The sequence below is a fragment of the Candidatus Hinthialibacter antarcticus genome, assembly GCA_030765645.1.
Taxonomy (GTDB): Bacteria; Hinthialibacterota; Hinthialibacteria; order Hinthialibacterales; family Hinthialibacteraceae; genus Hinthialibacter; species Hinthialibacter antarcticus.
In genome coordinates this window covers 1-18,772 of the sequence record JAVCCE010000064.1, presented here as the reverse complement: position 1 = coordinate 18,772, position 18,772 = coordinate 1, and the positions used below count along the sequence as shown (strand labels likewise).

The 18,772-nt window shown below is 49.2% G+C and carries 14 protein-coding genes; 4 read left to right on the top strand and 10 right to left on the bottom strand.

Translation table 11 applies throughout. From position 1 onward, the window contains the following. Positions 1 to 16 precede the first annotated feature (16 nt). From P9L94_16015 to P9L94_15995, 5 genes are all read right to left on the bottom strand, one after another. A complete protein-coding gene (locus tag P9L94_16015) occupies positions 17 to 2,830 on the bottom strand; it encodes a cyclic nucleotide-binding domain-containing protein (protein MDP8245590.1) in 2,814 nt (937 codons plus the stop codon). Positions 2,831 to 2,834: 4 nt separating this feature from the next. Next, complete coding sequence (locus tag P9L94_16010) at positions 2,835 to 3,242, bottom strand: type II secretion system protein GspG (protein MDP8245589.1); 408 nt, start codon at positions 3,240 to 3,242, stop codon at positions 2,835 to 2,837. 197 nt (positions 3,243 to 3,439) lie between these two features. Then, positions 3,440 to 4,753: a Gfo/Idh/MocA family oxidoreductase gene (locus P9L94_16005; GenBank protein ID MDP8245588.1), complete on the bottom strand. Its 1,314-nt coding sequence runs from the start codon at positions 4,751 to 4,753 to the stop codon at positions 3,440 to 3,442. A 68-nt stretch (positions 4,754 to 4,821) separates the two neighbouring features. Then, complete coding sequence (locus P9L94_16000; GenBank protein MDP8245587.1) at positions 4,822 to 5,685, bottom strand: polysaccharide deacetylase family protein; 864 nt, start codon at positions 5,683 to 5,685, stop codon at positions 4,822 to 4,824. Continuing rightward, a complete protein-coding gene (locus tag P9L94_15995) occupies positions 5,682 to 6,638 on the bottom strand; it encodes a bile acid:sodium symporter family protein (GenBank protein ID MDP8245586.1) in 957 nt (318 codons plus the stop codon). Before P9L94_15995 ends, P9L94_16000 begins: the two co-directional genes overlap by 4 nt. 375 nt (positions 6,639 to 7,013) lie before the next feature. On the opposite strand from P9L94_15995, the gene P9L94_15990 reads away from it, so the two are divergent. The 3 genes from P9L94_15990 (at position 7,014) to P9L94_15980 (ending at position 11,932) form a co-directional block, all read left to right on the top strand. Further along, on the top strand, positions 7,014 to 8,930 hold the full coding sequence (locus P9L94_15990) for a tetratricopeptide repeat protein (GenBank protein ID MDP8245585.1): 1,917 nt from the start codon (positions 7,014 to 7,016) through the stop codon (positions 8,928 to 8,930). Then, positions 8,884 to 10,131 (top strand): class I SAM-dependent methyltransferase, encoded by a 1,248-nt coding sequence (locus P9L94_15985; GenBank protein ID MDP8245584.1) that lies wholly within the window; start codon positions 8,884 to 8,886, stop codon positions 10,129 to 10,131. Before P9L94_15990 ends, P9L94_15985 begins: the two co-directional genes overlap by 47 nt. A 118-nt stretch (positions 10,132 to 10,249) precedes the next feature. Then, positions 10,250 to 11,932: a hypothetical protein gene (locus tag P9L94_15980; protein ID MDP8245583.1), complete on the top strand. Its 1,683-nt coding sequence runs from the start codon at positions 10,250 to 10,252 to the stop codon at positions 11,930 to 11,932. Positions 11,933 to 12,037: 105 nt separating this feature from the next. Here P9L94_15980 and dcd read toward each other — a convergent pair whose 3' ends face one another. The 5 genes from dcd to P9L94_15955 all read right to left on the bottom strand — a co-directional run bounded on the left by dcd (position 12,038) and on the right by P9L94_15955 (position 16,465). Next, the gene (gene dcd, locus P9L94_15975; GenBank protein MDP8245582.1) at positions 12,038 to 12,565 is read right to left on the bottom strand and encodes a dCTP deaminase; all 528 of its coding nucleotides are present in this window, start codon (positions 12,563 to 12,565) and stop codon (positions 12,038 to 12,040) included. A gap of 12 nt (positions 12,566 to 12,577) precedes the next feature. Then, positions 12,578 to 13,213, bottom strand: a complete 636-nt coding sequence (locus P9L94_15970; GenBank protein MDP8245581.1) for a hypothetical protein — start codon at positions 13,211 to 13,213, stop codon at positions 12,578 to 12,580. 179 nt (positions 13,214 to 13,392) lie between these two features. Continuing rightward, complete coding sequence (locus P9L94_15965; GenBank protein ID MDP8245580.1) at positions 13,393 to 13,812, bottom strand: SufE family protein; 420 nt, start codon at positions 13,810 to 13,812, stop codon at positions 13,393 to 13,395. Between the two features lie 12 nt (positions 13,813 to 13,824). Beyond that, entirely contained in the window at positions 13,825 to 15,276 is a 1,452-nt protein-coding gene (locus P9L94_15960) for a hypothetical protein (GenBank protein MDP8245579.1), read from the bottom strand. A gap of 31 nt (positions 15,277 to 15,307) precedes the next feature. After that, positions 15,308 to 16,465: a Gfo/Idh/MocA family oxidoreductase gene (locus P9L94_15955; GenBank protein MDP8245578.1), complete on the bottom strand. Its 1,158-nt coding sequence runs from the start codon at positions 16,463 to 16,465 to the stop codon at positions 15,308 to 15,310. A gap of 127 nt (positions 16,466 to 16,592) precedes the next feature. On the opposite strand from P9L94_15955, the gene P9L94_15950 reads away from it, so the two are divergent. Further along, positions 16,593 to 18,200, top strand: a complete 1,608-nt coding sequence (locus P9L94_15950; protein MDP8245577.1) for a sodium/solute symporter — start codon at positions 16,593 to 16,595, stop codon at positions 18,198 to 18,200. The last annotated feature ends 572 nt before the right edge of the window (positions 18,201 to 18,772 follow it).

The window sequence follows — 18,772 nt, the reverse complement described above, 5'->3', positions numbered from 1 at the left end:
TATATTCTTAATGAAATTACAAAGAAGTCAATTGTTCCTGTAGCAGTATTTCTTCGACCGCTTCTTGAATTAATTCACGTGAAGTGATAGCGATTTGCGCATCGCTTACCGCTTGAATCGTATACGAATCTGTATTGCCGGAATATAGCGTCTCAAATCCGATCCATTCACACGACCTATATATCTCCTCACCGATTTTCGCTTCTCCTTTTACGACGACGCCGAGAGAGCCTTCAACGCCTCCTTCCCAGTTTAACGATTCGCCCGGATTTAATTCATGCAAGTGAGTTTGAAGAACCGCCCGTAAAAACAGCGACGGCGACATTTCATTAAACAGGGGGAGAGAGGCTAATAACTGGCTCCACTGGCGTTCTTCGGATGTTTGTTTCAAATGTTTCTCTAATAGGGGACATTCGTTTTTAACATCTCTGCGGCGCAAAGCGACCGCTAAAAATGGTTGGGAAGCGCGGACTGTCGCGGTACGTGGTTCAGTGGTTAAAAATGACACTTCGCCAAAAAAAGCGCCCTCGCTTAAATAGGCGACTGTGTGTGAGGAAACGAAACTATGATTGTTTTCAATGCGAACTCTACCTGACAAGATGACCGCTAATGCATCATCATCAGAGTCCTGGCGTATCAATATATCTCCCTCATCGGCGACCCAGACGCGGACAATTGCATTCAGGTGTTTGCGGTCAAGATCGAATCCGCGCAGGCATGGCACATGTAAGAATGCCTCCAGTATCGTTTTCTCATTCAACTGTACATCACCGGATATCAATCGGATTTCTTGCATTAAAGTGGGTTCTGTCTGGATTTCTTTCCACGTCAGCGTTGGCAGCCAGTGTTTGAAAACGCAACGCCAGGCATGAGGGCCAATCTGTTTTTTGATTGCAAGAATGGATTTCATTTCATCATCGGCGCTTGGCAAATTGATTCTGGCGCCCGTCGCCTGATGAACGCAATAATTTAAGCGGTCTAATGGCCGAGATATCGCATAAGGGCGCCAGTCATCAAGCCGCAAATCGTAAATGGATGATTTCGCCAGTATCGCGATACAGAGCGCAGATTGACTGAGATAGCCCACCCACGGACTTAATTCATTTTCAAATGGTAACAGGCTGCTATAAGAATCAAGTAAAAAGGCGACGCTCAACCATCCCCAGATCAGACGTTCACGGCTGGTAATGGATAAGCAAAATTGTAGAAGAATGATGATAAACAGGGGAAGCCTGAGATATTGAAATGAGATTTGGTCGAGAAAAGAAAAATAAATAACGGAGATCACAAGAGCGCTGATTAACAGCGCTTGTGCGAACCGGCCCTGACGCTGCGCTGAAATCACAATGCCCAACGCGACCGCGCACCAAGCGTAAAGCGTATAATTGAACGGTGAGTTCAACGCCGCAGCGATGTGGGCGGCGCCGAGCAGCCCGACGCCCAACCAGGGCCAGGCGTTCTGTTGGATCCATTGGGAGGAAGTAAATTTGAGCGAGAAAAAAATGATTGCCAATCCCAAAACGGCTTGGGTGATAGATTGCGCCGCCGGAAGAATTATCGGTGGTAAAAATGAGATGCGGCAAGTCACGGCGGCGATCAGCGCAAACAACATGAATAACAGAATATGGGTTTGTTGCGGTCGCCATCTCATGGTCAGGTTTTTAATGGCGCCGCGAATGAAGAAGATCAATGTCGAAGCAACGGCGAAGACCGCGCCAACGCTGATGAACGCGGCGACAAAGAGCGCGGCCCACCAACCCGGGCTGCCGCTCTCTTGCGTGAGCCGCCCCAGCAATCGGGGAATGTCATTTTTAAATAAAGCGGCAAATGTGCGAACGACCAACAGCGGCCACAATAGCGTCCAGACTCCCCAAATAACAAAGTGAGTGCTCTCGCCTTTGTTGTTTGCTCCGACGAATAGATAACCAAACAGTGACCGCAGTGAATCATAGAGTAATGCGGTAAGGCTTCTTTTACGAAAGCCGGGCCGAGCGAGGCTGGAATAGGGAGACTCAAACCAAGGCGAAGAATACATCAACAATCCAAGCCAAGCCCCGAGTGCTAGTTGAGTTGCAACGTCTTTCCAGAACACTGTTAACGGGAGCGTTGTGATCCATAAAAACAATCCAACCGCGCTTAATAAGCGAAGAACCGGAAACAGAATGATGCGCGTACGTTGGCGGCGAGGTAAAATAAAACTCGCGGAAGCATCAAATGAAGGAACCGGCAACCCAATTGGAAAAACGCACCCCAATGGAATAGGCCTATTCACACATGCAGAAAGTGAAACGGACTGTATCCAGGCGACGAGCCATAGAAAAACAAACGCGCTAAATGATGCAATACAGGCGCCCCATGCGGTCGATCCTTCAATTTGCAAAAAACGCAATAGTGGTGAGGAAATGAAAAAGGCCGTGAATGTAGCGAGGATGAGAAGGCATAATACTATAAATAAAAATTTCGATGCAACGGCGGCGCCGATAAGTTTGAGCGCCGGGTTGATGCGCGGTTCGAGCGGAGCGGGCGTGACATTGCTGCCATGCGCGCTGGTTTCATCTTCGCACGGCGCGTTTACCAGAAAACCAAAATGGTCCAGATCGTGCAGCAATTTTCCAAGCGTGGTTAGCGGTTTTTGTTTGAGATGAAAGATTGACTGAACTAACGATTCGATTGTCGAGCCGTTTAAGCGTTGAATGAGTGTTTTTTCTTGTGCAGTTAAAAAGATTGATCGCCCGCTTGAAGCGTCGGTCAATATATGATTGTTCGGTTGGTCGGACGGCGATTGGATCGCGTATGGTTTCAGCGCAATTTTTCGGGAATGAATAGTCACAATTCTATCTCCGTCTTGGTTGAATCAAGACTGGTGGATTGCGATTCGGTGGATAAGGCGTGGTCAGGTCGTCGTTTGAAAAGAGTTTCTGATCTGCGCCCAGGCATCGTATCTCAACTTCGGGGCCTAAAAATAAGTATTCCGCTCCCCATGGATCTTTGATCGTTTCTTCGGGCGGCGTGTCATATTCTTCCTTGATAAAAAAATGCAGTTCTTGCGGCGGGGTCGGGTAGCGGCCGTTTGTTGTGTAAAACTCAGAAAACTTTTGGTGAAACGATTTCATATCAGCGCGGGCGACGACAACTCCTGTCGATTGCGTTAATCCTCCGATGAAATCTTCTGCAGACGCCGTTGCCATATAGCCCACAGCGCCGATTACGGCAAACTTCGCAACCAATGATCCCAACGTCATGATCTCTCTCCCCGATCGGACACCATTTAAATCATTAGTTTGACATAATTGTGGGAAAGCGGGAATGTTTTTTTGCGGATTCTAAAATTTGAAAAATCAATAAAAACTTGTTCGATAATCAATCAATTAGAAAAGGGCTGATGATTTAATATTTCATCAGCCCTTGTAATGACTCTGTTAATGCGATTATAAAATTGTTACAGCGCCCACGGGCGGCGATGGGGGCGGTTGAGCATGGCATTCGCGCCTGCATCATTGATGATTTCTTCTTTGTCCGGGTCCCATTTCAGGTCGCGGCCTGTTTGCAGGGCAATGTTGCCCAAGTGCGCGAGTGTGATTGAACGGTGCGCGGCTTCGACGGGCGCGACGCATTCTTCACGGGAAATCATGCAATCAATAAAATTCGTAACATGGTCGTCACTCTTATACAGATGAATTTCATTTTCGCCGATCTTTTCATTGAGAATAGATTTCGGGTCGGCGTCATGGCTGCCGCGGTTTGCCCATACGCTGCCGTTTTTGCCTTCAAAGGTGACGCCGCCGCGCTTCTCTTTGCTGGAGATAATTAACTTCACGCCGTTGGCGTAATGGCATTCAAAGTAATATTCGACCGCAGTGTTGTAAAGCGGGTGCTCGGCGAATTTTCCGCTGGCGTTTTTCACCGCGACCGGGCCGGTGTATTGCGTCCCCATGCCCCATTGCGCGATGTCGGGATGGTGTCCGCCCCAATCAGTGATCTGTCCGCCCGAATAATTCAGGTTCCAACGGAAATTAACGCCGACGCGGGCAGGGCAGTAATACTCAACCGGAGTTGGCCCTAGCCAGTAACTATAATTGAAGCCTTCCGGGATTGGCTCGGGGTCCGTGCGATGCGCCGTCTTGCCAAAATCGGGGATGCCTCCTGGCAATCCGCAACGCACGGTATGTAATTTGCCAATGCGACCGTTGAGTACGAGTTCACATGCGCGGCGGAAATTTGAGTCGGAGCGCTGCTGGCTGCCGGTTTGGAAAACAACGCCTGCTTTGTTGACTGCGTCTGACATCATGCGGCCTTCGCCAATGGTTAACGACAACGGCTTTTGGCAATAGATATCTTTTTTGGCTTTCGCCGCCTGGATCGCCATGATGGCGTGCCAGTGATCGGGCGTACCGATGTATACGGCGTCAATGTCTTTTCGCGCAATAACTTCGCGGTAGTCTTCATACCCGTCGCATAGTGTCTGGTCGTAAAATTGGTTGACCATGCGCAGCGCCGGTTCACGGCCTCTGATCGAATTGTCCCAGTAGCCGGGGCCTTCTTTATTGACGTCGCAAACCGCAACCACTTTAACGCGGTCGTCGCGTAGAAACGGGCTGAGCCAATTGGTGCCGTTATTGCCCGTCCCAATGAATGCAACGGTGATTTTGTTGTTGGGCGAGTCAGCAAACACGCTTGATGAAATAAACATTGGCGCGGTCGCAGCAGTGAGTGATGAAGCAAGAAATGATCGGCGATTGATATTAGAAGACATGATAAACCTCTCCGCATTTTTTTTGATATTACTGAATCAAAGCAAAAATAGATATTGGCGCTTACGAATTAGTTTTCGCTTAGTATATCAGAATAAGAAAGCAATTTGATTCCTCGCTGTTTGATGACGGCTTTGACTTTTTCGCTGCAAAACGCCCGCGTCACGCCTTCGCGGTCAATGGCGACGTTTTCATAACCCTTGTGCCCGATGGCTTGCATTTCCTGCACGTCGTGACCGGGATGCTCAACGGTCAACCAGGTTCCAGGCTTAAGGTTTTTGATCATTTCAATTAACGCGGCTTCTTTTTCTGCGGGCGACTTATCGTTGCCGCTCCATCGCGGTGTGCTTTTCACAAAATCAGGAAGCCCAATCGGGAGGCCGTATTCGTCCGCTAGGCTTTGCGTAAGTTTTCGTAACTCTGGCGTACAGGTTGGCGTTCCCATGTGCGAGGAAAGATGGCTGACATTGTGAATATATTTCTTGGCAGTTTCAATTTGAGCGCGCAACTCGCGTTCGACTTCTTGCAAGTCTGGTTTCGCTTCAAGAAAACTGGAGCCAGCAGGAAAGTTTGGGTTCTTTCCCGTCATTGGGAAAAAATAACCGAATGCGTCAACGAATGAAGTTGCGTGCGTTAGCGGTCGCCATTTGACGTTTTTCCATTCGCTAGTCAGAGTGAGGTGGACGCCGACGTCGAGGTTGGGATGTTGGTTGAGCATCTCGACCGCTTCCAGAAACCACGGGCCGGGAACCATCACTTCAACGGTGCGGGCGACGCCGTTTGTATAGGCTTCAATACAGGCAAGATTCACCGCATGGGCGCAGCCTATATCATCCGCTCTGACGATAAGACGAATTTCATTGTCATCTGCTGCGTAAGAATGAAATACTGAGCATAAGATGAAAAATATAATCAAGTATTGAATATTCCTCATGATTCTCCTCCTGCTAAAACTTCATCTGCTTCTGGTGAATTGCGCCAAATCGACGCTAACACGCTGGCTGTGATAATGCAAACGAAAACGAATATTGCGGCGGGCGCGGCGGTTTCTTCGCCAAAATGCTGCAACGCTAATACGACGCCAAGACCTGCGTTCTGCATTCCAATTTCGATAGCAAGCGTTCGGCGGCGGCGTTTTTCCATGCGAAAAATGGAACCGACGCTGTAGCCCATGATGGTTCCATACGCATTAAGAAATAGCGCGGCAACAAAAATTCCGCCCGTAATATTTGGCAGACGGTCGCGGTTGGCTGCGATGACCAGGCTGCATACCATGACGATGAAGGTGGTGGAAATTGCCGGAAAGACAAACAGAATTCGATCTATCGTTTTACGGAAAAAATGCCGAAGCGCAAACCCCGCCAGTAATGGAACCAGCACCATCCAAACGATGTCGATCATCATTTTGGTGAACGGCACGTCCATCTTTGCGCCTGCCAGCAGGAGGGTGAGTCCTGGCGTGAGGATCGGACAAAGCATAGTCGAGGCCGTTGTGAGTGACACCGAGTAAGCGACGTCGGCCTTGGCGATGTAACTGAGTACATTGCTTGACATCGCGCCCGGTGCGGAGCCTGTCAGCACCAAGCCGACGGTGATGGCGTCTGAAAATCCCATCCATTGGCAGATCAAATAAGCGCCCAGCGGCATGATGGTGTATTGAGAAACCACGCCAATCAATATGACGAGCGGGTGGCGTATGATGCGGACGAAATCTTCGGCTTGCAACACAACGCCGATGCCGAACATGGTCAGCGCAAAGAACCAGTTCATGCCGGGTTTGATTGCAACGAACGGACCGGGGACGTAAAAAGCGATGATTCCAAAAAGGACAACCCAGACGGCAAACAGGTTGGTGTAAACCGTGAGAATTGTTTTCAATTGTTTCATTACAAATCGTTTCCAATCCCAAATGAATCGGCGTATTCTACCGGAATATGTAAGTTGCGTAAATTGGGCGAGTTAAAGCGTTTGACAAAATACTGTGCGGTCAGCGCTTCTGTACCCATGCCACATGCAGCGAAATCTCAATTCAATTTATAAAGAAAGTATCCAATATACGGAAGAACCATAAATAGGTTTTTTAGAGTCAAACACGCTTGGCTATTAATCCCTCTACAAAATAGCCGATAACTGAAACGAGTAGAACGATACTGTTTTCAGAGTTTTGTGATGCCTTTACCTTCAACAACTTCAGAAATATCTGCACTCAATCTTCAATATGCTATTCATCTGCATCAAAACCGCAGGTTTCAAGAAGCCCGTTTGGGATATCTTCAGTATATTCAGAATAATCCGAATGACGCCAATGCCTTTAAGATGATAAGCCTTCTCTATCATGAGAGCGATCAACCGGAACGGGCAATTCAAGCAATCGACAAAGCCATTCAAATTGAGCCGGAGCAAGTCGCTTTCTTTATTTTGAAAGGTGTATATTGCACGAATTCAAGCCGCTACCCGGAGGCGATTCATGCACTAAAACAGGCTTGCGTAATGGATTCTGAAAACATTGAAGCCTATCAAAAACTCGGATACGCCTATGGACAGAATGAGCAATATCATGAAGCGGCGGCTTGCTTTAAGCGGGCAATTAAAATTGATCCTCAAAAAAGTGAATCTCACTCAAACCTGGGCGCACTGTATATGGAAATGAGTGAACACGCGCTCGCGGAAGATTGTTTAATGCGGGCGCTTACGCTCGGCCCCAATCAAGCGACTGTACATGCCAATCTCGGCAAATTATATCTGAACCAACGGCGCTTTTTCGATGCAGAGAAAGAACTGCGGCATGCAATTACTCTCAACCCTGATCTGCGAAATGCAAAGCTTCTTTTGGCGAAAGTGTTGAAAGAACAGGGCGCGGTTGATGACGCTGTGCAACACTATCAGAACTGGCTTCTCCTTGAGCAACCCCGCGATCCTTATTGGAACAACTATCTCTTAACGCTTCAATATTCAGGTACAGCGACTTCTGAGCAACTCTGTCAAGCGGCCGTTCACTGGGGGCGCCAACTATCAAACATCACGCCGAAGGCTCCATGTCTTCAGCGGGATTGGCGTGAAGACCGGCCCTTGCGTATTGGCTATGTGTCCGGCGATTTGCGAAACCATCCCGTCGGGTATTTTATCGAGCATGTTTTTCGAGCACATAACCGGGAACAATATGAAGTCTATTGTTATTCCAATGCAAAAGTCGAAGATGATTTAAGTCTGCGTTTAAAACGCTATGTTCAACAGTGGCGTGATATCCATTTGCTGAATGACAAGGCGGTCGTTCAGCGTATTCAACAGGATGGCATTGATATTCTGATCGATTTGTCAGGGCATACGGCTAATAACCGGTTAGAGGTGTTCGCTGCAAAGCCTGCGCCGGTTCAAGCGACTTGGTTGGGGTATTTTTCCTCTACGGGATTGCCCGAAATGGATGTGATTATTGGCGACTCATTCGTCATTCCTCCCGAAGAAGAACAATATTACATTGAACGAGTCGAGCGTCTTCCAAATAGTTATCTTTGTTTCACGCCGCCTTGTATGAATGTTTCTGTCGGCGAACTTCCTTGCAAGAAAAACGGTTTTGTTACGTTTGGCTGTTTCAACGCAATCTCAAAATTCAATGACAACGTACTTGAGTTGTGGGCGAACATTTTACAGAAAATCGAACAGAGCCGTTTGTTGTTAAAAACAAATGGTTTTGACGATCCCTCTCTTCGCCAGAAAATGATTGACGCATTCAAACGCAACGGCATTGATGAGGAGCGTATCATCATTGAAGGGAATTCGCCGCGCATTGAATTGTTGAATACATACAATCAAGTAGATATTGCGCTGGACCCGTTTCCGTTTAACGGCGGCACCACCACAGCGGAAGCGTTGTGGATGGGCGTCCCTGTTATTACGTTACGCGGCGACCGGTTTGTCTCTCATGTCGGTGAGAGCATTCTGCAGGCGATCGGGCGCCCTGAGTGGATCGCTTCGAGCATCGAGGAATATAGTAAAATCGCAATCCATCTCGCGAACCAGATTCCATCACTTGAACAATTACGCGCATCGCTTCGAACGCAACTTTGTCAGTCTCCTCTTTGTGATGCGGAAACATTTACGAACGATTTAGAAACCCTTTACAGGAGACTTTGGCATGACTGCATCCGTCAAACGCAAACAGGTTGCATCCCGTCCGCATAAAGCGCGGCCCAAGCCATTGATCGCGACATGCCCTGCTTGCGGTCATCATATTGCTGCGCCGTTTTTTCCCGCGGGCGACAAGCCGCTGGCGACTTTGGCTTGGCCTAAAAGCCAGGGGGAAGCGCAGCGTATGAAGCAACTGCCGCTGAACTATGTTTGTTGCGTTGATTGCAGCCATGTCTTTAATACCGAATTTCAGTATGACGAAGTGCCATATTCAGAGAAACCCAACCTGATGTTTAACGAGGGCAAAAACTGGTCGGAATTTATTCAACGGATGCAACGGCGAATTATTGACCCACTCCCATCTGCGCCGCGCGTTGTTGAGATTGGTCACGGCAACGGCGCGTTTCTTTCTGCACTTTCGAGATTGCGTCCCGAGGGGAAATTCATCGGATTTGATCCAAACGGCGCTGCCAAGGGATCAGAAAATGTAGAGTTAGTCCAGGCGTTATTTCAGCCGGACATTCACCTGGCGGAGATCATGCCCGATATCGTTATCAGCCGCCATGTGTTAGAACACTTAATGAATCCTCTGGCGTTTTTACAATCGCTGCAATTTCATGCCAGCAGCATTGACCTTGATCTGCTCGCCTATTTTGAAGCGCCTTGTATTGACCGGGCAATTCAAACACAGCGCACGGTAGATTTTTATTACGAACACAATTCGCAATTCACCAGCAAGTCATTCTCGCGCATGTTGTCCCGATGCGGCGCTGTACCGGAAGACATCGGCCTGGGCTACGGAGGAGAAGTGATCTACGGCTTCGTGCGCATGGGAGACTGCAAGCGCCAGATTGAACATGCGCACATGGCGACAAGTTTTATGGAATCCGCCTACGCAAGCGAGCGGACGATCAAACGGCAATTGCAGGAACTGACCGACGCCGGGCGCCGCGTGGCGATATGGGGCGGGACAGGGAAATCCGCAGCATTTATTAATCGTTACGAATTGGATGCGGAGCGCTTTCCGATTGTCGTTGATTCCGACCCAGACAAAGCGGGTACGTATGTTCCCGGCGCAGGGCAGGAGATTCGTTATCGCGATTATCTGAAAGGACGCCCGGTTGACGTCCTCATCATCCCGCCGCAGTGGCGCGCAAGAGACATTGTGGCTGAGATGAAGCGTGAGAGCATTCAGGTGAATTCAATCTTAATCGAACATAAAGGCGAATTGGTTGAATTTAACAATCAGTATTAATCAGAGTTTCATCATCGTTGTACGTGAAAGGCCGGAATCTTCGGCCTTTTTTTATGCGCTACAATATGATTTCTTATTAGTGTATTGAAACAACGCTCGATTTTTTGGGAGGAGCAGCATGAATCGTTTCATCAATCTCATTGGCTTATTAACGTTGTGTGTATTTTTGAATCTGTCGTTCGCACAGGAAAGTTTAGATCGCGGCATGGTTGCGGTACAGCGTGCTGACGGTTCCGTGTTTGTCAGTTGGCGCTCGCTTGAAAGTGATGGTGAAGACCAAGCATTTAAAGTAATGAAGTTGAAATCGTCTTTTATGAGTGGCGGGCCTCGGATGCCACTGAAGAATGATGGTAAAACAACTTGTGTTGTCGATACTGATGTCAAGACTGGCGATGAACCTCACTATCTGCTCTTTAAGGCGGACGCGCCGTCGAAAGTCATTGGCTCAGCAGGGATCAAGGTAAGCAAGAACCCAAAGCCTTACATCAGCATTCCATTGCAAGGTGATTATGATTTTCAAAAAGTCGGCGTGGGCGACTTAAACGGCGACGGCTCGCTGGAATTTGTCATCAAACAACCTAATTTCAATACAGACCCCTATCAACAACCGGGCTATTGGAAGCCCAGCCCGACGACCTATAAGATCGAAGCCTATAACCTCAACGGCGAGATGTTATGGCGCTATGACATGGGCTGGTCGATTGAAGCGGGGATGTGGTATTCGCCCTTTGTAGTGTATGACCTCGATGGCGACGGCAAAGCGGAAGTCTATTGCAAAGCGGGCGAAGGCGACCCGCGAGACGAAAAAGGTTTGGTCAAAGACGGCCCGGAATATTTGGTGAAACTCGACGGCGAAACCGGCAAGGTCGTCAAGAAAATTGATTGGCTGACGCGCGACGGGTACGTCGATTACAACCGCTCATGCCGCAACTTTTTGACGATCGCCTATCTCGACGGCGTAAAGCCATCGCTCATTATGCAACGCGGAACATACAAATTGATCCGCACTCAAGCGCTCGATAAAAACCTGAAACAAGAGTGGCTTTGGCAAGCGACGGAAGATATGCCCAAGTATCGCGGCAGCGGCTCGCACGGCCTCATCAGCGCAGACATTGATAACGACGGCAAAGACGAACTGGTGATTGGTTCCTCTGCCATTGACGATAACGGAAAAGAACTCTGGACGCTGGGCATGGGGCATCCCGACGTGTGTTATGTCGCGGATATTGATCCTAAAAACCCCGGGCTTGAAATCTATTACGGCTTCGAGACGCGACAGGATACCGACGGCGTTTGTCTCGTCGATGCGAAAAGCGGCAAGAAACTTTGGGCGCACAAAAAACCGACGAAGCATATCCATAATCAGGGCATGATCGGCGACGTGTTGGCGGAGCATCCCGGCATCGAAACTTTCAGCGGCGAGCGTGATTCAGACGACCGCTGGTTCTATAGCGCGTCGGGTGAGTTAATTGATGTGGAGCAGGGAGGTACCTTGTCGCCGCGTCCGCTTTGGTGGGACGACGATCCACAAAAAGAGGTAATCAAAAAGCGTTCGATCCAAGACTGGGGCAGCGACGATAGTTTACAGGATATCGAAGGGCGTTTGATTGCCGTGATGGATTGCCTGGGCGACCATCGCGAAGAAGTCATCACCGCGCTGAAAGGCGAATTGCGTATTTATACGACAACGATCTCAACGAATGAAGTGAAGCCTTGTTTATTGCAAAACCGCCAATACCGCGTTGGCGTCGCCGCACAAACCACGGGGTATTACTACCCCGCTCAATTAGGGATTGAATAAGATTCGCAACAAAATGTCAAAATTAAAAACGCCCAATTTATTTGTTGGGCGTTTTTGTTTTTAACTGATCCGATGGAAATAGCAGAGAATCGGTTTCAACCGTATTTAGGCTTTCGGTTCAAAGTCTTTATACAACAGGCTGGGTTGAATGCCTTTGTTGTTCTGGTATTTATCGCTGTGATACAAATCGTATTCACCGTCGATGCGGTGGTAATAGATTTGGCAGATTTCAACATTGGGATAAATGCGAACCGGTTGGACGCAGAACATTTCTAACGTCCAGAAGCCAGCAAACCCGACGTCGCCGAATCCGGCGGTTACGTGAACAAACAACCCCAGGCGCCCAATCGAAGACCGTCCTTCCAACATGGGGACATACGCTTTGGTTTCGGTGAATTCAACCGTGCGGCCTAAGTACAGTTTTCCAGTTTCGAGCAGCAAACCCTCTTCAGGGATGGTAATGTATTCGGTCGGGTTGGGCGTCTTCATATCAAGCGCCTGGTTTTGGTAAACCAGCAATTGATGATGAAGGCGTAAATTATAACTATTCGGATTCAGGCGGTTCTCGTCAAAAGGATCAATGAAGATCGTCTTGCCGAGTTGGCTATGAATTTCACGCCCGGATAGAATCATAAATGAACTGGCCTAACGCCCACTGCGGCGGGCGCTGTGCATACCAGAACGCTTTGATGGTTCGGCTACGGGGTCGCTGGAGCCGGGCTGCGGTGCGCCCTCTGAGCGGTTTTGCGCGGCGGAGGCCAGCGCTTCCTGACATATCCGGTCAAACGTTTCCTGGTCTTCGTCGCTTGCTTTCATACGTAACACGCCCCGCACAATCCCGACCAACATCATAAAGCGCAACAGCACTTCAATGCCTGCGGTTTCTTGCGCCTGGTCTTTGGTGGGGAGTTTGTCGATGCCGCGGTCCATCAATTGCTCAACATAAAGGCGGACATCATCCTGGTTCGCATGAAATGAAGCATTGGCAAGCATATCTTTCCAATGCACTTTGTCGGAATCTTCCGTAGGGAATTTATTGGCTGGATCAAAAACAAATTCCCGAACGTAGGGCGCAATGCTGCGGATTGAGGTTCCAACCGCAGCCAGTTCGCGTTTGATCTTCGGGTTGTTCATCAAAACCATCGCTTTGGATGGAATCATATTTGAAATCCGGTAGCAACTAGGGCACATGAGGTAGGTTAATGAAACGCTGTCGCTGTCGCACCACTGGCAATGTCCAAAACTACGCTCTGGAATACTATGCTTCAAGTCTGCACACATCGCAGTCTCCCAACCTGGAAAAAATTGATCAATGATGTCGCGCTACAATTGTTGCACATAAATTTCTAACAAATCTTAAACCAAAAAAACCAACAATGGAATGCTTTTATCAAGATGGTAAATTTTATTAACAATTATAATACAAGTAAAACATTAATCTTCTATTTCAGAAACCGGAACTAATTGGCTGATGCGAGTAGATTGATTCTTTCCACCATAGAGAAAAAACCGTTCCTCCGGTTGGGGCTAAGGTGGCTATCTAGCCCCAGACGCGCAAATATATCCTCAATTTTGACTTCGCGGATTTCGTCGAGAGTTTTGCCTGAATACGCCAATTGCAAAACGCCGATGAGTCCCTTCACGATATGAGAATCGCTATCAGCAATAAATTCGTAACGCGGTGGAGCGTCATCAATTTTTTTGGTAATCATCCACACCTGGCTCATACAACCGCGTACTTTGGTTTCTTCCGTCTTCTGTTCTTCCGGCATTTCGGGCAATTTGCGGCCTAAATCAATGATGACGCGGTAGCGTTCTTCCCAGTCATCTAGAAATTCAAATGTTTCGTATAAATGGTCTAAATCCATGTTGGCGCTCATGATAATCCTCACTTACAACGGTTTATTCATTTTAAAATTGATGGGGCGGATTTCTTTCTGCACATCATACGCAATTCCGTTTACGACGGTGAATAGCATCTCGCCCCGCAGCGTTTCGTCGCGATAGGCGGAATGATATTCGCCATCCTGCAATTGTAGCCGTAATTCATTTTCGTCAACTTGGTATGGCGTTTCTGGATTAAAGATCGCCAGGTTCGCCATCGCGCCGTTCTGCATTTCACCGACAGGGTAGGGGAACGATTTATACTGCGCCATGTACTTGGCGGGTGCGATAGACGTTAACCAGTCGATGTCGGCAAACGTATAACCATGTGCGTGAACCAAGTTCATATAGACCTGCAATGAGTGCTCCAGGATACGGGTTCCCGGTGCGCCGGGCAGGCCATTTTCGCGCAATCGTTTCGCCGAGAGCGCATGAGGCGCGTGGTCGGAGCCAATAAATGTAAGCGGGTCGCGTTGTTGCGCGCATTGCCGCGTCAGTTCGATTAAAGCCGCCTGGTCTTGCTGTGAAGGCAGGGCGGGACGGCGAAAATTAATCTCCCGCGTTGCCCGGCTTTCGAGCATGTCGCGGTTGAAATACAGATAATCCAACCCGACTTCAGCTGGCGCCTCAAATGGTACATCTGAGCGTGAAGTTAAAATCATGTCGAGCGCAGGGCCGGTTGGGATATGCCGAGTTAGCAAGCGTTTTAATCTGGCTTCCTGCGCCAGGGCAAAGGTCTCTTTTTGCGCGGCGAGCACGGTATCGCCGTCGTAATAGAGGTGATGAAGCATGTAGTCAGGCGGATTCACGCGTTCGCGAAATGCTTCGATTGTTTCGTCGTCGCGGGCTTTGTCGTTGTGGTAGGAGATCATCCCGCCGCTGCGGTCGAGATACATCTGTTTTCGTACTTCAGGCGGCAAGCCTGACCCGCCGAAAGTGGAGCCGAAGTCTTTTTCTTCCTGTCCTGCAATGGGCGCGACGCCGGGTTCGATGCGCGGCCACAAATGAGTGAAGACCAGCGCGCGATCTTGATATAACTGGTCAGACTGCTTCCAACGCTTCTCGCCCAACGGCGCCCAAAGTGTGTTTCCCATTGCGCCCGCCAGCCAGATTCCGCCTTTGAGCGCGGCGAGCGACCCCTGGCGAACGTCATAGAGCGCATTGGCCGACTGGATTTTTGCAACCAAATCTTCATAAGAAATATCGGTTGGTTTCAGCGGGTCGTCTTCAAACTCGTCTTTTGTAGGAACCAGGCACTCGCGAAAATGCACATGAGGATCCACTCGCGCAAGCGAGATATGGCATGCGTCGGGCAACTCGACGTCGCAGGCGGCGTTTCCATCAAACTCAATAAACAACGGTTCGCCGGGCGTACAATGGACGCAGGCGGGTGCGACGTCTCCGTTGTCTAAATGAAGATGTTTTGTTTTGATCCGTACCGTTTTTGTTGTTGTGTTCATAACCGCCATGATGACCGATTTTTATTTTCAATCAATCGACTTGAGGAACCTTTGTCCATTGTTTTGATGCGCCCGATTCAAGCGCCGCTTCAAGCACGGCCTGTACTTTGGCGCCGTCAAAAATGCTAGGCTGCGGTTGGACGCCGTCAACGATTGATTTGACGAAATGATACAGGCAATGAACGTGAAAGCGCTCCCAGCCGATGGTGTTTTTGGGGCCGGGTAATGACGCTGGCTTGGGATAACGCGCCACGCACTCGATCGCTTTGAAGCCGCGCTCCCCGCCGTAATCGCCTCCCGGAGAAGTTGCGTCGTAAAATTCCAGGAAATTCGGTTGCATCAAATTGAATCGTATCGCGCCCTTGTCGCCGTGCGCCTCAAAGCGAATTTCATCTTGAACGCCAGTCGCGAGGCGAGATGACTCTAGTGTCCCGATTGCTCCATTTTCAAGACGGAACATCATAAGAGAAATATCATCGACTTCGACCGGGGCGGTTTTGTTTGGATTGTCGGGCAGAGGGCGCTCTTTAACAAACGTCTCGCCGCAATGCAGAACTTCTTCGAACTCGCCCAATAAATGCCGCGTCAGATCAATGACATGAGCGCCGAGATCAAACAACGCGCCGCCTTTTCCGCTTTGGGATACATCCAACCGCCAGGAGTGAGGCCGCTTGGGATCGACATACCCCGCATGAAGGTAACAGACGCGGGCGCTGAACAGACGCCCCAACGCGCCTTGTTCGATCAGTTGCTTCGCGCGTAATAATGCCGGGACAAAGCGGTATTGAAATGTCATCTGGGTGAATTGCTCGGGATGCTGTTTGGCGCAATTCGCCATGATGCGGGCTTCATCAAGATTCATACACAGCGGCTTGTCCATGTATACATGCTTGCCGTTTTCCAAAGCGCATAGCAGGATGTCTTTATGCAAATAATTGGGCGTACAGCAATGAATCACGTCAATGTCTGGATGCGCGCATAGTTCTTTGTAGTCGGTGGTTCCGAACGCAAAGCCCCCATTTTCAATCGCCCGTTTCATGGAAGATTCGCTTTGCGTCGCGACGCCCGTCAATTCGGTTTTTGCAGGCGCGGGGTCGTAATAAAACGGCAGCGAGCGGTAGGCGTGGGCGTGCATCTTGCCCATGAAGCCGTGACCGATGACACCTATACGTAATTTTGCGTTCGGCATGAATTACTCCAATTGTTATATTAAACTCAGCGTAGGGCATGAAATTTCCCTATTGTTTATGGTACGATCTTAGCGTTTGAATCTGCAAGCCGGGCGAGAGCCTCGGCCACTGGGAGGAATCGTACACATGAGCAACATTGCGACGTTAGATTACATTATCTTTTTTCTGTACTTTGCGATTGTCATATCAATCGCTATCTGGGTGTCAACCAAGCCGAAAGGGGAAGAGCGAACCTCCGAAGATTACTTTCTTGCGGGCCGCTCATTGCCCTGGTGGATTATCGGCACTTCATTGATCGCGTCGAACATATCCGCTGAGCAAATGATCGGCATGACCGGATCAGCATTCGCCAGCGGAATCGCCGTGGTGTCGTATGAATGGATGGCGGCGGTCACACTGCTGATCGTGGCGAAGTTCTTCCTGCCAACATTCTTGAAGATGCGCATCTACAGCATGCCGCAGTATCTCGAAAACCGCTTTGACGCCCGCGTCAGTATGGGCTTGGGCGTGTTTTGGCTATTGGTATATGTCTTCGTGAACTTGACCGCAGTGCTCTATCTCGGAGCATTAACCATGGAGCGGGTCGCGCAAATCCCACTTTGGTACGGTATCATCGGCCTCGCTGCGATTTCGTTGATTTATACGCTTTATGGTGGTTTGTCGGCGGTGGCGTGGACGGACATCATCCAAGTCGCGGTGTTGTTCTTAGGCGGTACGGCGTTGACTTATGTTGGCCTAAATGCGGTCAGTGACGGCGGCGGCGCCATTGTTGGATTTAACATGCTGATTGAGCAAGCGCCCGACCGCTTTCACACGTTTCTGCCGTGGAACCACCCCGATCTGCCCTGGATCGGCGTATTCATCGGCGGGATGTGGATGGCGAACATCAGCTATTGGGGATTCAACCAATATATCACTCAACGCGCCTTGGCGGGAAAGAACATCCGTGAGGCGCAATTGGGTTTGGTCTTCGCCGCGTTTTTGAAGGTAATTGTGCCGATTGTCGTCTTGCTGCCAGGCATTATTGTTTATGTCTTGATGCCAGACCTGGTCCCGGTTGATGAATTCGGTGTTCAGCGCAATGACATGGCCTATGCGACATTGATAAACGAACTCGCCCCGGTTGGGCTTAAAGGCCTAGTCATCGCGGCATTGATCGCTGCTATCGTCTCGTCGCTTAACTCAATGACCAATAGTTCCGCCACCATCTTTACGATGGATATCTACCGAAAATTCGACCACAAAGCCTCTGAACGCCGCCTAGTCTTCATTGGCCGCGTTACCTCGTTGGTTGCCATCATGATCGCGATTTGTATGGCGCCGTTGATGCAGAGTTTCGACCAGATGTTCCAGTACATCCAGGAATACACCGGTTTCGTCTCGCCCGGTGTTGTAGCGATCTTCTTCTATGGTCTGTTCTGGAAACGCGCTACGCCCGCTGCTGCATTGTGGATGGTGATTCTGACGATTCCATTGTCGGTTGCGTTCAAGTTTGCGCCGGATATGCTGTTCCCCGATACGATGGCGGCGGCGTTTATTAACCCGTTCTTAAATCGCATGGGGCTGACATTTGTTATCTTGATGATCGTTGGTTATGTGGTTTCAATGATGACCACGCCAAAACCGATTGATGTCGAAGAAGAGCCCGTTTCATTCTCGACTTCATTTGTGTTTAATTTGGCGGCCATCACGATTTTGGGCGCTTTGGCTGCTCTCTATACCATGTTCTATTAAGATTGATTCACATTGAAATCATGAAGCGGCGCTTTCAATTCAGAGAGCGCCGCTTTTCTATTGCCTCGCTTTTCAATTGCGATTAACAGTTGTAGTAAGTTATCTTGTATTGGTAGGGATATTGGTTGCTTCTTAGTAAATGCCATATCCAAATTGTTGGAGCAACGATGAGAAATGGAATCGAGATGTAACAAAGCAAGTTGTATACGTCGAGAATGTCCCAATCAAAACCGCTTAATGCACAAAATACCTGTAGAGTTTGTGTGTTAGGCGTGGGTACATCTCTCTTCGCTTCGGTGCGGGCTTTCAGGCTCTTTTGCACAGGCGCTCACAGAGTTGCACCCACGCCTAATTTGGCTCGTCAAAAATATGGCGAGTTTTTTTTAGTCTAATTCGGGTTTAATTCCCCGCCCCTTGGGCAATGTCATTGACTTAAGACTTTTAGCCCCCCTTTTTAAGGGGGGACGGCGCTGAAAGCGCCAGGGGGGATTTCAAAACAGCACAAATAAAGCGATACATTCAAACAATATTTCAAGGGCTGGCTTCATTTTATTCAGCCTTGCCCTTGCCAC

Excerpts from the sequence above, each read along its gene's own strand:
- P9L94_16010 (MDP8245589.1), bottom strand. The coding sequence starts at position 3,242 with ATGACGTTGGGATCATTGGTTGCGAAGTTTGCCGTAATCGGCGCTGTG.
- P9L94_16005 (MDP8245588.1), bottom strand. The coding sequence starts at position 4,753 with ATGTCTTCTAATATCAATCGCCGATCATTTCTTGCTTCATCACTCACT.
- P9L94_16000 (MDP8245587.1), bottom strand. The coding sequence starts at position 5,685 with ATGAGGAATATTCAATACTTGATTATATTTTTCATCTTATGCTCAGTA.
- P9L94_15995 (MDP8245586.1), bottom strand. The coding sequence starts at position 6,638 with ATGAAACAATTGAAAACAATTCTCACGGTTTACACCAACCTGTTTGCC.
- P9L94_15985 (MDP8245584.1), top strand. The coding sequence starts at position 8,884 with ATGACTGCATCCGTCAAACGCAAACAGGTTGCATCCCGTCCGCATAAA.
- P9L94_15980 (MDP8245583.1), top strand. The coding sequence starts at position 10,250 with ATGAATCGTTTCATCAATCTCATTGGCTTATTAACGTTGTGTGTATTT.
- dcd (MDP8245582.1), bottom strand. The coding sequence starts at position 12,565 with ATGATTCTATCCGGGCGTGAAATTCATAGCCAACTCGGCAAGACGATC.
- P9L94_15970 (MDP8245581.1), bottom strand. The coding sequence starts at position 13,213 with ATGTGTGCAGACTTGAAGCATAGTATTCCAGAGCGTAGTTTTGGACAT.
- P9L94_15965 (MDP8245580.1), bottom strand. The coding sequence starts at position 13,812 with ATGAGCGCCAACATGGATTTAGACCATTTATACGAAACATTTGAATTT.
- P9L94_15960 (MDP8245579.1), bottom strand. The coding sequence starts at position 15,276 with ATGAACACAACAACAAAAACGGTACGGATCAAAACAAAACATCTTCAT.
- P9L94_15955 (MDP8245578.1), bottom strand. The coding sequence starts at position 16,465 with ATGCCGAACGCAAAATTACGTATAGGTGTCATCGGTCACGGCTTCATG.
- P9L94_15950 (MDP8245577.1), top strand. The coding sequence starts at position 16,593 with ATGAGCAACATTGCGACGTTAGATTACATTATCTTTTTTCTGTACTTT.